Annotated in this window: 9 protein-coding genes and 1 pseudogene; 7 read left to right on the top strand and 3 right to left on the bottom strand. The window is 35.2% G+C overall.

Annotation, left to right across the window (positions count from 1 at the left end):
* Nucleotides 1-23: 23 nt before the first annotated feature.
* The 4 genes from purN to ETSB_RS02905 all read left to right on the top strand — a co-directional run bounded on the left by purN (nucleotide 24) and on the right by ETSB_RS02905 (nucleotide 5,839).
* Nucleotides 24-677: a phosphoribosylglycinamide formyltransferase gene (gene purN, locus ETSB_RS02920; RefSeq protein WP_044106174.1), complete on the top strand. Its 654-nt coding sequence runs from the start codon at nucleotides 24-26 to the stop codon at nucleotides 675-677.
* A 12-nt stretch (nucleotides 678-689) separates the two neighbouring features.
* Nucleotides 690-1,601, top strand: coding sequence for an alpha/beta hydrolase (locus ETSB_RS02915; RefSeq protein ID WP_044106173.1), 912 nt, complete (start codon nucleotides 690-692; stop codon nucleotides 1,599-1,601).
* A 1,144-nt stretch (nucleotides 1,602-2,745) separates the two neighbouring features.
* Nucleotides 2,746-5,475, top strand: coding sequence for a valine--tRNA ligase (locus ETSB_RS02910; protein ID WP_044106171.1), 2,730 nt, complete (start codon nucleotides 2,746-2,748; stop codon nucleotides 5,473-5,475).
* A 46-nt stretch (nucleotides 5,476-5,521) separates the two neighbouring features.
* A complete protein-coding gene (locus ETSB_RS02905) occupies nucleotides 5,522-5,839 on the top strand; it encodes a DUF3082 domain-containing protein (RefSeq protein WP_044106169.1) in 318 nt (105 codons plus the stop codon).
* Nucleotides 5,840-5,860: 21 nt separating this feature from the next.
* Here ETSB_RS02905 and ETSB_RS02900 read toward each other — a convergent pair whose 3' ends face one another.
* Both ETSB_RS02900 and ETSB_RS02895 read right to left on the bottom strand, forming a co-directional pair.
* Nucleotides 5,861-7,237: a cytochrome c biogenesis protein gene (locus ETSB_RS02900; protein ID WP_044106168.1), complete on the bottom strand. Its 1,377-nt coding sequence runs from the start codon at nucleotides 7,235-7,237 to the stop codon at nucleotides 5,861-5,863.
* Nucleotides 7,238-7,332: 95 nt separating this feature from the next.
* Entirely contained in the window at nucleotides 7,333-8,073 is a 741-nt protein-coding gene (locus tag ETSB_RS02895; protein WP_044106166.1) for a cytochrome c biogenesis protein CcdA, read from the bottom strand.
* A 548-nt stretch (nucleotides 8,074-8,621) separates the two neighbouring features.
* On the opposite strand from ETSB_RS02895, the gene ETSB_RS02890 reads away from it, so the two are divergent.
* A complete protein-coding gene (locus ETSB_RS02890; RefSeq protein ID WP_044106165.1) occupies nucleotides 8,622-8,834 on the top strand; it encodes a hypothetical protein in 213 nt (70 codons plus the stop codon).
* Between the two features lie 92 nt (nucleotides 8,835-8,926).
* Here ETSB_RS02890 and ETSB_RS02885 read toward each other — a convergent pair whose 3' ends face one another.
* Nucleotides 8,927-11,170 carry an APC family permease gene (locus ETSB_RS02885; protein WP_044106164.1) on the bottom strand — a complete coding sequence of 748 codons (2,244 nt, stop codon included), beginning with the start codon at nucleotides 11,168-11,170 and terminating at the stop codon, nucleotides 8,927-8,929.
* A 184-nt stretch (nucleotides 11,171-11,354) separates the two neighbouring features.
* Between ETSB_RS02885 and ETSB_RS02880 the strand changes: the two are divergent.
* Nucleotides 11,355-12,246: pseudogene (locus ETSB_RS02880) on the top strand (heterodisulfide reductase-related iron-sulfur binding cluster).
* Between the two features lie 1,265 nt (nucleotides 12,247-13,511).
* Nucleotides 13,512-15,668 carry a polyribonucleotide nucleotidyltransferase gene (locus ETSB_RS02875; protein ID WP_044106163.1) on the top strand — a complete coding sequence of 719 codons (2,157 nt, stop codon included), beginning with the start codon at nucleotides 13,512-13,514 and terminating at the stop codon, nucleotides 15,666-15,668.
* Nucleotides 15,669-15,744: the final 76 nt, after the last annotated feature.

The raw sequence follows: 15,744 nt of genomic DNA, 5'->3' as shown, positions 1-15,744 counted from the left end.
TAGAATATCTATCTAGAATATCCATGAGTTTTTCTGCTTCTTCTCAGTCGACTCCTAACTTCATCTCTCCTCAATTATCTTCTAAAGAACTTGAGTTAGAATATCCCCTAAAATTGGGAATTTTAGCGTCTGGGAGTGGGACAAATTTTGAAGCTATTGTCCAAGCAATACAGGAAGGAAAACTAAAGGCTGAAATTTCCGTATTAATTTATAATAATCCCGGAGCGAAAGTTAAAGAAAGAGCGCAACGATTAAAAATTCAGACAGTATTACTCAATCATCGCAAGTTTAAGCAACGGGGAGACTTGGATCAGGCTATTGTTGAGACTTTACAGCAGCATCAGGTAGAATGGGTCGTTATGGCTGGTTGGATGCGTATTGTCACTCATGTTCTATTACAAGCCTATCCTAACCACGTCATTAACATTCATCCGAGCTTATTACCAAGTTTTAAAGGAATTCGCGCCGTTGAACAAGCCTTGGCTGCAGGTGTTAAGATTACCGGATGCACGGCTCACATTGCCAGTTTAGAAGTCGACAGTGGACTAATATTATCACAGGCGGCTGTTCCTATTTTACCGAATGATACCCCAGAAACACTACAAGCTCGCATTCAAGTTCAAGAACATATTATTTTTCCTCAGGCCATTGCTTTAGCCGCAAGGCTATATTATTAATCATTCAAGACCATGATTGACCCTCCAGATTATATCCTATTTGTGCAACACGGGTGGACTGATACACATCAAGATATCCTACAACTTGTAAAAACCCTAAAAACAGCAAAAAATCAAATTGTTGCCCTCAATTTTGGATGGTTAAAAACATGGATTGAAAGTGAAGATATTCTTGAACTTATTGAACAAAAAGTAGTAGAGGTTTTGGATAGCTATCCTGATATACCTTGGCGTATTATCGGTTATTCTTTAGGGGGGTTACTTTGGTTAGACTTTCTAGATAAACATCCCGAATTATGGTCAAAAATTAACTCAATTGTTTTAATTGGTTGTCCTATTAATGGATTAGAATCATTTAGTATTCTTAACCCTTTAGAGACTGAAATCGCTAAATATTTATTAAAAAGTCGTCAAGCTGTTACTGAAAAAATTGCTCAATCTATTCCGACTTTATCAATTGCAGGAGATCTTGGTAACAACAGTGATGGAACTATCAGGATTGAGACAACTCAAGTCGTATTTGGAAAATTTACCTGCCTACCAAATCTTTCCCATGCTAAGTTAAAAACCTCTCCCCAGGTTGTAGAAGTTATTCAGAAGTTTTGGGATTTTTTACCCATTCAAGTGATTCCCAAAAAAGACTTTACAATTATTTTAATTGAACGTTTAAAAGCAGTTCCAGGAATGACATATACTCAAAACCGTGATATTGAAAGATCCCAGGTTTATTTATTATTCCAAGATGGAAAAAGTATTCGTATTTGGCAAAATTCTCTTAATATACTTTATGTTTTTCTGGCAAATAGAAATAGAGAATGTTTATATTCAGGATGTGTAGGTTTGGTTCATGCACAGGAATTGCAAAATAGTCTTGAAGCAATTCATCAAGATTATTATGAATTAGTTATTCATGGATTTGATTAAATTAAATACAAGAAAAAATGGAATATCTACTTTTTATATAAAAATTATTATTAACTGCATATATGAATTTAGTTCCGGAAAATTTCACAATTATTCTCTTTTTTAAATAATCTATATAAAAAATATTTTTTTGAATATGCCTTATGATAAATGTTCTCGATCTGCAATTTTTAAGTTTCTATACTCTTCTACTTAAATAGAGATAATTATGTTATTTTTCTTGTTATGAAGGAAATTTTTTAACGTGAGTTAAGTTTGATAGTTTTTACTATTATAATTATGTTAGCTGAATCTTTAGGTAAGCTATTACCTAGATAATTACTCTTTTAAACCTATCTTTTAAAAGTAATTTAATAATTAAGATTATTTATTTTTTGCTAAAAACTAAAACTTTAGTTTTATAAAAAAATTTAATATATATTCTATTTTCTATGTATATTTTTATGGGCTCTATAGTTTTAACAAAAATATTTAGGTTTTTTATAAAAAATATCAAAAAGTATCAAGCCTAGATTTTTATAGGACTGTATATTGCCGTCTAAACATAGAGTTAAATATGAAACTTTTTTTATCAGCTTATCCTTTTACTTTTTAATTTTTATTAAAAGTCGTTTAATAAAGTTGCTAACTTTGCTACAATATCAGAGATTGATAAGCTAGTATTGTCTAGCTTACGTTTTAAAGCAGTACAAATATTAGTAGATTTTAATCTATTTTTAGAAAAATATTCATGTATAATATGAAAATAAAAAGTGGTATTATTAATGTTAATTAACATTTATTAATTATGTTTTACAAGTATAAATAAAATTTAATTTTCTGGATAAATTAAAACTATTATAATCTCTAAAAAATTAATATGGATTAATAATTAATAATTGAATTGTTATTTTTTTTAAAGTATTCTTAATGTATGCTATTTAAAGATAAATAAAATAAATAATAACTCTCTCAATACAAGAATTAATCGGACTATAGTGTGTTTTACTAATTAATTTAGAATAATTTTTTAAGAAAAAACTTACTGTAATCTCCAAAACAAAAATCATGGAGTCTGAGTAAAGAATGTTAAATTGAATTACTTAACTTGTTGTGGCACAATTTGATAGACGAGGATAATCATACCCATACCCTTCTATTGTTCATGACCGTAAACTCATCCACTTTACCCCCCCAATACGACCCCAAAACGATTGAATCTAAATGGCAAAATGCTTGGGAAACCTACCAAGTCTTTAAGGCAGACCCTAAGCACCCAGGAAAACCTTACACCATTGTTATTCCCCCTCCTAATGTCACAGGAAGTCTCCACATGGGTCACGCCTTTGAAGACTGTTTAATAGATGTTCTGGTGCGTTATCATCGAATGTGCGGTTATAATGTTCTCTGTCTTCCTGGAACCGACCATGCAAGCATCGCAGTTCATACCATTCTTGATCGCAAGTTAAAAGCAGAGGGAAAAACCCGCTATAATATCGGTCGAGAAAAATTCCTCAGACATGCTTGGGAATGGAAACAAGAATCGGGGGGAAAGATTATCAACCAGTTAAAACGAGTGGGACTTTCTGCCGACTGGTCACGAGAACGGTTTACACTCGATGAAAGACTTTCTAAAGCAGTCATAAAAGCTTTTGTTAGCCTTTACGAAGCAGGGTTAATTTATCGAGGAAATTATTTAGTTAATTGGTGTCCTGCATCTCTTTCTGCCGTCTCAGATTTAGAAGTGGAAAACAAGGAAGTGGATGGTAATCTATGGTATTTTCGTTACCCTGTAACCGATGGCAGTGGTTATGTGCAAGTTGCAACTACTCGACCCGAAACTATTTTAGGAGATACAGGAGTAGCGGTTAATCCTAAAGATAAACGTTATGAAGAGTTGATTGGAAAAACCGTAACTTTACCTATTGTTGATCGAGAAATTCCTATTTTTGCTGATGAATCAGTTGACCCTGAATTTGGTACAGGTTGCGTCAAAGTTACTCCCGCACATGACCCCAATGATTTCAAAATGGGAAACTATCATAACTTGTCCTTTATTAATATAATGAATAAAGACGGCACATTGAATGAAAATGCCGGAATATTTAAGGGACAGGACCGCTATGTTGCACGGCGAAATATCGTTAAGAAACTTGAAGAAGAAGGGTTTCTAATTAAAGTAGAAGAATACCGCCATACAGTTCCTTACAGTGATCGCGGTAAAGTTCCTATCGAACCTTTATTATCAACCCAATGGTTTGTAAAAATTGACCCTCTTTCCAAAAAAGCATTAACCTTTTTGGATAAACACAATTCTCCCCGCTTTGTCCCCGACCACTGGACAAAAGTGTATCGAGATTGGTTGATTAGATTAAAAGACTGGTGTATCTCCCGTCAATTATGGTGGGGGCATCAAATTCCTGCTTGGTATGTAATTAGTGAAACCAACAATAAAATTACAGATAATACCCCATTTGTTGTGGCAAATAATGAAATAGAAGCTATCGAAAAAGCTCAAGAAAAATACGGTAAAAATACTAAAATAGAACAAGATCCTGACGTTCTCGATACCTGGTTTTCTTCCGGTTTATGGCCTTTTTCAACATTAGGTTGGACTGAAGATACTGAAGATTTAAAAGTATACTATCCGACTAGTACTTTAGTTACAGGGTTTGACATTATCTTCTTTTGGGTTGCCCGGATGACCATGATGGCAGGGTATTTGACCGATCAAATACCTTTTCAAGATGTCTATATACATGGGTTGGTTAGAGATGAAAATGGAAAGAAAATGTCTAAATCTTTTAACAATGGAATTGATCCTTTAATTTTGATTAAAAATTATGGAACTGATGCTCTCCGTTACACTTTGATTAGGGAAGTTGCAGGGGCAGGTCAAGATATCAGCTTACAATACAATCGTAAAACTGATGAATCAGAATCTGTCGAAGCTTCTCGAAACTTCGCCAATAAACTGTGGAATGCAGCGCGATTTGTTATGATGAATTTAGAGGGAAAAACTCCTGAAATTTTGGGATTTCCAGAAGCAGAAAAATTAGAATTATGCGATCGCTGGATTTTATCTCGTTTCCATCGACTGATTGAGCAAACTAAGAACTACATCGAAACTTATGGGTTGGGAGAAGCGGCTAAAGGGCTATATGAATTCATCTGGGGAGACTTTTGTGACTGGTACATTGAATTAGTTAAAACTCGTCTTTGGAAGAGTGCTAACACTGAATCTCGTCTAGTTGCCCAACAGACCTTAGCCTATATTCTCGATAATATTCTGAGGCTACTTCATCCCTTTATGCCTCATATTACTGAAGAAATTTGGCAAACTTTAAGCCAAACTGGCAATAAATTTCTGGCTTTACAAAATTATCCTACTTCTGACACTCAACTTATTAATGCTGAATTAGAAGAGTCATTTAACCTTATTATCGGAACCATTCGTACTCTGCGGAATTTACGAGCTGAAGCTGAAATAAAACCTGGATTTAAAGTTTCTGTAATTTTACAAAGTGAAGATGAAACAGAGAGGACAATTCTAAAATCAGCCCAAATTTATATTCAGGATTTAGGGAAAGTAGAACAATTGACTATTACCCCCCAGTTAGAATTAGAAACTGGACAGGTCGTTGCAGGTGTTGTAGGGACAGTTCAAGTGTTAATTCTTTTATCAAATGTTGTCGATATTGCAAGTCTTAAAGGAAAACTAGAGAAAAATTTAAGTAAAATTAAAGCCGGGGTTAAATCTCTTACTGAGCGTCTTAATAATCCCAGCTTTGTTAATAAAGCCCCTGAAAAAGTAGTTCAGGTAGCTAAGGATTCTTTAGCTGAAGCCCAAAAACAATCGGAGATTCTACAAGAACGTCTGCATCGTCTGAAATGATAATATGATCGTTTACCCTACTGTTTATGACAAGACAAATTTACTCATGCCCACTCCAGAAAAAGATCGTTCTCAAGATAAAAAAGTTACACCGTTACGTTGTCTAATTGGTTCAACTATTTCAGGATCTTTGGCATTTGGCTTTTATCATCTCACTTTTTCTATTTTTCAAAGCTTTACGACTAAACCTCTCATTTCTCATAATCCTTTGGTCTTAAAAATTGGTTCTTTGGTAAGAACCTTAGTGATGGGAATCTCTTGTTTAGTAACTTTTATTTTTGGTTTTGTAGCTCTTGGGTTAACTCTTTTAGCCATTCAACTATTTTGGAAAAACCTTTTTTCTATATCTATAGAAAAAGAATGATAAAATTCTTTGTTTTTGCCCTTAAATTTCTGAGAATTGAGACTCTATTTTGTAACTTTTTAATTCGTCTAAAATTCTTACTATTTCTTTTTCAAAACTGACGTGCGCTCGATTAGTTTTACCACCAATAAAACAGCGACTTTCCTGTTGTAAAACCCAAACTTGGGAGTGGGAAATATAACTTATGATTACCCCAAGCATTAATAATCCAAACCCAGTATAAACAAGAGGAATCCCAGGATCAGCTTTAATTTGTAGTCCTGTACTCCCAATTAATTCACAAACTTTGAGAGTAACTCCATTAATATCAACCACCATTCCTGGGCGAATTGCACTATAAAGATCCCCATTATTATCATAAATAATCATGGTTCCTTGTAAATCTTTAACTAGTAAGGATATCCCTTCACTTAAATTAGGTTTAGTAGGAATCCAAGTTCCCCATATTTTTCTTTCTCCCTGGGTATTTAAGGGGACTATAGGAAGTTGCAAAATAGGACCTTTATTAACTTGAACTTTTACCCCAGCAATTCCCCAACTTGTTTGATAAAAAGTAACTCCATCATATCGCAAAGGTTGATTTACAAAAATGGTTTTGCGATCTAATTCTTCTCCTTGATTATTAACAACTGAGAGGTCAGAATAAAACTGATTAATATCTCCATTATGAGTATAGTCAATCCAAAACCGATTAACTCTAATTCTCCAATCAGCTGGGATTAATGGCTTTGAGAAAGGGCCTGCTTCAATAATATTCTTAACTTCAAAAGTTGAGCCACTAGCAACCATTTCTTGAGCTAAAAATCCTGCCAATACCCCCCAGATTACTCCTCCTAAAATGATTAACATAGCAGCATGAACAATAATTGGTCCTATTCTGCCTACAATTCCTTTACGGGCATATAAGGAATTGTCATTTTGGTAAACTTTATAACCTCGTTTTCTTAAGGAATTAACTACATTAGCCAGAGATCTATTTTCAATATCACCACTTAAAGCCAACTTTTGAAACTGACGAGGTTGCTGATAAAAACGCCAGTTACAAGCAGCTTTAATGGCAGAGAATTGACGAGTAAACGTACAAGCAGTGAGACTTGTTCCCAAAAGAACTAATAAAGATAAAAACCACCAAGTACTGTAAACATGATTTAATCCTAAAGTAAGGATAATCTTCCAAGTAAAAAACCCAAATAATGCAGGATTTTCAGGATAATTTCCTTGATAAAAGGGTAGACTTTCTCCTTGTTCAATGACCGTTCCACTAATACTAAATAGAGCGATTACTAGTATTAAGATAATAGCTAACCGTAGATCAGCTATTATCTTAATAATATGTTGCAATCCTTGCTGAAATAATGTGAAAAAATAAGTTCTTTGAGTTAAATTAGAAGCGGTCATAGTTTCAATATCTCTTTAAAATAAACACTTTTCTTAGATAAATATTGTTAGGTTTAGTCTGTGAAAATTATTGTAGATTTGACTTTTATTGCCAATCATCCACTTTTGGAGGGTAAACGAGATAAAAGAGAGAAAAATCCAAAACTAATTAATAAAATACCACTCACAGGATTAATCCAAACTGACCAACGACGTAATTCTAATAATTTTTTTAGAGATGCAGTAAAGGTTCCTGCTACAATTAAGGGAGTGACATAGCCAATTGTATAAAATAGCAATAATACCCCTCCTAATAATAAATTTTGAGTCGATGCAACCCAAGCCAACAAAGTCGCTAAGACAGAAGTACTGCAAGGAGATACAACTAATCCGAAAGTTAAACCAAGAAAATAGGAACGTATCCCCGGTGGTAAATTGTCCGTAATCCAATTACTTTTATCAAAATGAGGTAATTTTAAAGAAATTAATTCTAATAAATTTAGCCCCATTAGAATTGCGATTGAACTCACAAAGATTGGTAATCCAGATCCAATTTGTCCATAGATTTTTCCCAAAGAAGCTGCTGCAATTCCTAATCCTGCAAGAGTAGTAGCTAGACCCAAAGAAAACCAAGTTGATTGGATAGCAGCTTGTCTTCTCCCTTGCTTTTCGTAACCCCCAATGTAGCCAATGGTAACCGGTAACATCGAGAGCACGCAAGGGCTTAAACTTGTTAATAATCCAGCGACAAAAACAACTGTTAAACTCAACCAACTGAGATGGGTTAACTGCGAAGAAACCAATTTATTAGCAAATTGTTCAAGCTGATAGAGTTGAGTTTGAAATCTGTAGAGCATATTTTAGAAAGTGTGGGGCGGTTTATTTTACATTGTAGCTTAAAGTATGAGACAATCAGGCGCTTAAAATAGTTCTAATTTTAAAGAAGCTGATAACAAGCTAATATTTTTTAATGAAAATTTATATCCAATTTCTATCCTAGCTTAAAGTCAGTATTTTGTTATATTAAATTAATTTAAAATAGCAAAACAATGTTTTTGTTATTTTAAATAGTACCAAGATTAAAGTTGATAAAAATAAGTCAGTTTAGATGAATATTTAAAACATACAATAAGAGACATATAATAATCTAAGAGATTTTAATTGTGTTTAAATTTATTCTGAACAATAATTATAATTATATTTATAGAATATACTATTTGTGTTTCACATTATAAAAAAATAAGCTAACAAGAAGAAGGTAATCTATTTATCTTAAAACATATATTGTATAGACAGAGATGTAACAGCTTATGATCTTCTAGAGCATTTAAATCATCTCAGTTAAAACATCTGCATCGAAGCTGAGTTTACCAGTAATACCTATGTCAAATAAGAAGATGTTCCATTGTTAATTTATATAGAAAATAAGGTAATCTTTAAATTATTAGAAGATAGTCATTCCCTAATTACCTGGTTAAATATTTTAAGTTCTCTCCTTAAATTTGATAACCGAACATTTCTTTTGCGGGTTGAACCAAAAGACGGTTTTTGTGATAAACCCGATGGAATAAAAGTCTATAAAAGTAGCTTTTTCGGTAATAAAGGAGGAGTTGTCTAAGGTCATAATTAGAGAAGAGGAAAGAGTAGCAGTTCTTTATGATTAAATGTAGATATCTTAGGTAAAATACTTAGTTATTTGGGATATTTAACCTAATTTTCTCCCAATACTTCCTCGAAATTAAACTCTGGGGCAGCCAGTACAAAGATTGATGTAGGTAAGTTTTTTGTCCAATTTTGTAACTTTTCATAGGACTGCATAAATAATTCCCCAGGACTAGTCATACCTAAAAAGATTAAATCTGCTCCCATAGAGGATTTTTCAAGAATTGTGGCAAACGTTCTTCCATCAGCTAAGATAACCTCTGATAAAGCCCCAATTCTCAAGTGTTTAGCCAAATTATCTAAATTAGCTTGGGCTGCTTGAACCCCCGTTTCATCGTTCACTACTAACTTGAGACGAATCTCCGCATCTTGCCAGTTGGGATTAGAACGCAATAAATAGGACAAAATTAACATTAGACTACCATTTCCCTGCATTCCCCCACTCCACCAAATATCTATGTAACAGGGGCGGTGTCTTGACTCCAAAAAGGGGTTTTGGTCAAGTTTAGTATTTTCTCGTAAAATAATAACATTGCGTTGGGCGCGATGGAGGTTGGCAATCATTTGACAATAGCGATCACGATGGGATGGTTGTTTAGAATCTCCCAACAATACTGTATCAGGGACAATAGATCCTAGTCCGTAAGTCTCCACAAGTCTTTCAGCTCCATCGAACGGATCAGGTGCTGTTACCAACCGAACTAACGCCTGTATACCCCGTCGTTGCAGATAATTGCGAATCCGCTTTTCTAGGATTGCTTGTTTGGCCATATCCCGCGAACCAACAGGAAGAACACTTGATACGGTAATTAAACCACGATTATGGGTTAATGCTTCTGCTAACTGAATTAAAGTCCACCGTTTAGTCGGGGCCCCCGACAACACTAAGAGTTGAGGTCGCCAGTTTTTAGTATCGTCGGTATGATCTGTTTGCAGAATTGCCATCCTTAATAAAGCCATCCAAAGTCCTCGGCGCACATCCCCCCACGTAACTATTAATTCTCGTTGACGTACCCAAAAATAAATTCCAATCACCACAATCGCTGCTACAACAGTCGCAACAGCATCAATCAGAAACATGACAATTAAACAACCGATCGCCCCGGTGAGAGAAAACGCCCAATGAACTTTAAACGAAGGACGAAAAGAAGGACTTTGTAAAAATCCTTCAATAGCCGCTGACATATTTAACACTAAATAGGTAGTTAAAAAGAACATCGTTAGGACAGGGGCAATTAAATTTAAATCTCCGACACAAACCGCTGCAATCGCTACTACCAAGGTCGCTAGGGTCCCCATTTTGGGTTCATCCTGAGGTCCACTTCCTTGTCCGAGGAAACTCATCCATTTTGGTAAAATTCCGTCTCTAGCCAACGCCTGGAGAATACGAGGCGCACCTAAAATACTACCAATGGCACTACTGAGGGTTGCCCCCCATACCCCCAATAAAATTAAAGGACCCCAAACAGCCATCTGTTGCATGATCAGAGGTTCTGCAATTAGAGTAGTACTATCAGCTCGCATTGCCAGGAAAATGGGCATGGTTATATAGATAGCAAATCCTGTCCCAACAGCCCATAGAGTTCCACTGGGCAAAGATCTGATGGGATCTTTTAAATCTCCTGACATATTGACCCCAGCCATAATTCCCGTTACCGCGGGGAAAAATACTGAAAAAACTGTCCAAAAAGGAATTTTATTGTTAACCCACAATTCAATATGAGTTTCTTCTACGGGGTGTCCAAAGTAGAATGACACTAAGGACAGGACAATGGCAGCCATAATAAAATATTGTACTTTAATGGCAATACTGGCTGACATGAACGCTAAGATTCCAACTAAACTTGTCACCACCAGCGCCACATAAAGTTGATTAAGGTGCGGAAAGGCTGCCTTCAAACTTTCAGCAAAACCGATAGTATATAAAGCCACGGAAAGAGCTTGGGCAAAATAGAGAGGAATTCCCACAGCTCCTCCTGTTTCTACCCCTAAAGAGCGACTGATCATGTAATAGGCTCCCCCTGCTCTTACTACCTTGTCTGTTGCGATCGCACAGACAGATAGAGCGGTAAAAAAGGTGATGCTGTTGGCTAAGATGACAATCAATAAGGTTCCTAATAACCCCACATTTCCTACCACCCAACCAAAGCGAAGATACATGATTACGCCAAGAATGGTCAAAATAGAAGGGGTATAGACTCCCCCAAAAGTTCCTAAACCTCCTTGAGTTTCTCCGGGAAAGACAGTAGCAGATTCAGAAGAGCGATCAAAGGGTAGTTTCCAATCGGGCATAGTTTAGCGTTTATTCGGTTATGGTCATTATCCCAAATTTTTTCCAAATGAGTTAGTACAATTAAATATTTTAGAAGTATGGGAAAGACAAAATATGTGGCATAATCAGTAAAAAACAGAACTTATCCTTAAATTTAGCATAAACAGCGAGAGTTACCAGACCTATCAGCCGCTAAGTTAAATAATGCTGAAGTATGCTTATTATCCAGGTTGTCTTGCCAAAGGTGCTTGTCGTGAACTTTATTTGTCTACGGCTGCTCTGACTAATGTGTTAGGAATAGAATTGATTGAACTCAAAAAAGCTGCCTGTTGTGGTGGTTCAAGAACATATTAAGGGGATTCCCAGTTATTAGAAGATACGGTCGATGCGCGTCATATTGCTTTAGCTGACTCTTCAAATCTCCTCTTGTTAACCTATTATAGTACCTGTCCGGGAGTTATTTGCCATGTAGCCGAAGGTTTCAAAAATGCACAAAGATAATGATCCTAACTATTTGGAACAAGTTAGTGGATTTTTAGAGAAAGAACATTGTTTTCTTTGTGAAGGAACGACTAAAGTTAAACATCTATATATGTGCATTAGTAACTGATTATGGTCTTAAAAACCTTTTTAAAAAAGCGACACAGAAGTTAATCAGTTTAAATTGTGCTGTATTTTCTGGCTATTATTCATTATGAACTCAGGATAGTTTTCCTTACAATAATCGCTTTCAGCTAGAGTGTTTAGAAAGGGTTTTTTGTACGCTTGGGGCAACTCCTATCTATTTTATTATCAAGGACGGACTCTATGTTGTGGTTGTACCTCAACAAGTTATGCGACCAAAGATTTGTTGACAATGGCGGAAATTCATTTTAAAAAAGCTATTGAAGCTGGTGTAGATTATTTAGTCACTTCCTGCCCTTTATGTCACTTAAATTTATTTTCTCTACAACCAACAGTTGAGAAAATCATTGAACATAAATTAAACTTATCTGTGCTACATTTACCCCAGTTAGTAGCATTAGTATTAGGACTTAATCGCACTAAACTTGAATTATATTGTTATGCCGTTTTAACAAAGTCTGTTTTAAAATAATTAACTTATTAAGGTAATATTTTATTAACCAAATTTTAATATCATTATTTAAGATATATTTAATAGCTTTTATCTTATAATTTTTACTTCTTGAAAAATTAGCTCAACTCTTCATTGAATGTATTTGCACACTAATTATAGTTCATTTGATGACAATCTATCTTAAGATAGACGGCTTTCTCTGCTCCAGACAAATCTCTCATAATTAATTCATGAATTTAATAATTTTTACTAATAGTTAAATCACAATAAATATAAATTGTTATTTAGTATTTTTATACAACATATACTAATTTATTTCTATGTTAACGTAACAATAATTATAATTGGTTATTTTTAGGATTAATTTTTATTGATTAAATTGAGGGTTTTGTTTAGAATTTAAATTAAATAAGTGATTTTACTTAAATACCTTGATTCTCTCAAGAGAGATACTACAATATTTACCATACAAGAAAGATAATTTTTATATTATTAATTATCCACAATAACACTCTACTTTTAGATTATTTTTTACATGATAAATTTAGTCAGTCAATAAAAACATAAGTATTAATTTTAATATACATTGTCTATATTATATGTACTGAAATACATGTACTAAAAATAGGTATAAACTAGTTTAATTAAAATTGTTACTGTAACTATTACGGAGGACATGATTTTCCATTAATATTTATATTATAAAAGTAGTTAACAATAAATTTAAGTACCAAAAGATTATGTCTATATTCATTGCGTAAGGAACAGAAAGTTTAAATATATCCAATTTTCAAAAATTTATTTTTTTATTCCCTAATAGAATCTTTAATGTTGCTACTATCATTTTTGACGTTTACTATTATGCAGTAATATTGCTTCTGATTTAAAATTACATAATATAATTTTTGAAAATCACTAGAAGTGATAAGCTTACGCAGGAGTTTGAAATACTTTATTAATAATTAAAAATTTAAGTTAAAAGTATAGATTTTGAAAAAATATTTTCTCAAAATAACATGATTTATCGCTACATTTTTTAGCTTAAAATTTTAATTATTAATATTGTTTCTAACACTTATCAATTGCAATTTAATTTAAATCTTTAAAATTTTTTACTAAACAGAAAAATATTCGTATATTTTTTTTATAAACTTTCGTGGCACCATATTTTCTACACTATCAAAATATAGAATATATGTAGCAGAGAAATCAGCGAGAGTGAACTAAAAATGTTAGGATTGCTCTAGAAGAAGAAACGCGATAAAAAAAGGAAAAAACGCTACATGCAAGAGTTTGACAAGTCAATATCTTTTGACGGACGGGATATTCGGCTCAAGTTGGGACTACTGGCCCCGCAAGCAGGGGGAGCCGTTTTAATTCAATCTGGAGACACGGTAGTTTTGGTAACTGCAACAAGAACAGTAGGGAGAGAAGGAATTGATTTTCTTCCTCTAACCGTAGATTACGAAGAAAGACTGTATGCCGCAGGGCGTATTCCCGGTGGTTTTTTGCGACGAGAAGGTCGTCCCCCTGAAAAAGCTATTCTCATTAGCCGCTTAATTGATCGTCCTATACGTCCTCTGTTCCCCAACTGGATACGCGATGATATACAAATTATTGCTACGACCCTTTCGATGGATGAAGAAGTTCCCCCCGACGTTCTTGCAGTCACAGGTTCGTCAATTGCGATAATTGCCGCAAAAATTCCCTTTTTTGGTCCAATGGCCGCCGTTAGAGTTGGGTTAATTGGAGATGATTTTATTATTAATCCCACTTATCGGGAAATAGACACAGGAGACTTAGATCTCGTAGTGGCTGGAAGTCCTGATGGAGTAGTGATGGTCGAAGCAGGAGCCAATCAACTTCCAGAACAAGATATCATCGAAGCAATTGACTTTGGTTATGAAGCAGTGCGGGATCTTATTCAAGCTCAATGGGATGTGATGGAAGCATTAGAACTCGAATTAACTACCGAGGAACCACCGTTAGTCAATGAAGCAGTTGAAGCATTTATTCGCGATCACGCCTCGGAATCAATTAAAAAGGTATTAACACAATACGACCTCGATAAAAGTGGTCGAGATAAATGTCTTGATGAGATTAAAGAAAGCAAAATTAACAAGGTTATCGCCGAATTGCCGAAAGAAGACCCAATTAAGGTGTCCACCACTGAAGACCTAAAATCTATAGGAAAATTGTACAAAGATTTGACCAAAGAATTAATGCGCTCTCAGATTGTTAATGAAGGGGTTCGCGTTGATGGTCGCAAACTTGATGAAGTGCGTCCTATTTCCTCTCAGATTGGTTTATTACCCCAACGGGTTCATGGAAGTGGTTTATTCAGACGGGGATTAACGCAAGTGTTATCCCTTGTTACTTTAGGAACCCCAGGGGATGCCCAAGATCTCGCTGATGATCTCCATCCCGAAGACGAAAAACGTTACCTGCATCACTATAATTTTCCTCCTTTCTCTGTGGGTGAAACTAAACCCATGCGTTCCCCTGGCCGCCGAGAAATTGGACATGGAGCTTTGGCAGAACGGGCAATAACCCCTATTCTTCCCCCGAAAGAAGAGTTTCCCTATGTGATTCGCGTAGTGTCGGAGGTGCTATCTTCTAATGGTTCTACATCTATGGGATCAGTTTGTGGTTCAACCTTAGCATTAATGGATGCAGGGGTTCCCATTACGAAACCAGTTAGTGGTGTAGCCATGGGACTCATTAAGAAAGGGAATGAAGTTCGTATTCTAACCGATATTCAAGGGATTGAAGACTTTTTGGGCGATATGGACTTCAAAGTAGCCGGCACTGATAACGGTATCACAGCTCTACAAATGGATATGAAAATTACCGGACTGCCTATAGAGGTGGTGGCAAAAGCCATTGAACAAGCTCTTCCAGCTCGATTACATATTCTTGATAGAATTTTGACCACCATTGATAAACCCCGGACGAATCTATCTCCCTATGCTCCTCGTCTACTAACTATGAAAATCGATCCCGATATGATTGGATTAGTGATCGGACCTGGGGGAAAAACTATTAAAGGTATTACCGAACAAACTGGTTCTAAAATTGATATTGCTGATGATGGAACGGTAACCATTGCGGCACTCGAAGCCGAGAAAGCTGAGAAGGCTAAGCAAATTATTTACAATATGACCCGCAAACTTAATGAAGGTGAAGTTTATGCCGGTCGCGTTACCCGTATTATTCAAATTGGGGCTTTTGTCGAAGTGCTTCCCGGTAAAGAAGGCATGATTCATATTTCTCAATTAGCCGAAGGGCGTGTAGGGAAGGTAGAGGATGAAGTCGCTGTAGGCGATGAAGTCGTGGTCAAAGTCCGAGAAATCGATAGCAAAGGCCGCCTTAACTTAACTCGATTGGGTATTCATCCTGATGAAGCAGCAGCAGCCCGCCAAGCAGCAGTTCCTGTCTAAGGATCAATCCTAAACTCTAGTGTACAGGTCAAAGGTGACTGACCTGTACGGGCAAATTTAAACCTAACTTAGATTT

Source organism: cyanobacterium endosymbiont of Epithemia turgida isolate EtSB Lake Yunoko, assembly GCF_000829235.1.
Classification (GTDB): domain Bacteria; phylum Cyanobacteriota; class Cyanobacteriia; order Cyanobacteriales; family Microcystaceae; genus Rippkaea.
This window is presented reverse-complemented; position numbering and strand designations above follow the sequence as displayed.

What these genes read in the sequence shown, in the direction of transcription:
- ETSB_RS02895 (WP_044106166.1), bottom strand. Translation starts at nt 8,073, where the DNA reads ATGCTCTACAGATTTCAAACTCAACTCTATCAGCTTGAACAATTTGCT.
- ETSB_RS02875 (WP_044106163.1), top strand. Translation starts at nt 13,512, where the DNA reads ATGCAAGAGTTTGACAAGTCAATATCTTTTGACGGACGGGATATTCGG.
- purN (WP_044106174.1), top strand. Translation starts at nt 24, where the DNA reads ATGAGTTTTTCTGCTTCTTCTCAGTCGACTCCTAACTTCATCTCTCCT.
- ETSB_RS02910 (WP_044106171.1), top strand. Translation starts at nt 2,746, where the DNA reads ATGACCGTAAACTCATCCACTTTACCCCCCCAATACGACCCCAAAACG.
- ETSB_RS02900 (WP_044106168.1), bottom strand. Translation starts at nt 7,237, where the DNA reads ATGACCGCTTCTAATTTAACTCAAAGAACTTATTTTTTCACATTATTT.
- ETSB_RS02915 (WP_044106173.1), top strand. Translation starts at nt 690, where the DNA reads ATGATTGACCCTCCAGATTATATCCTATTTGTGCAACACGGGTGGACT.
- ETSB_RS02905 (WP_044106169.1), top strand. Translation starts at nt 5,522, where the DNA reads ATGCCCACTCCAGAAAAAGATCGTTCTCAAGATAAAAAAGTTACACCG.
- ETSB_RS02885 (WP_044106164.1), bottom strand. Translation starts at nt 11,170, where the DNA reads ATGCCCGATTGGAAACTACCCTTTGATCGCTCTTCTGAATCTGCTACT.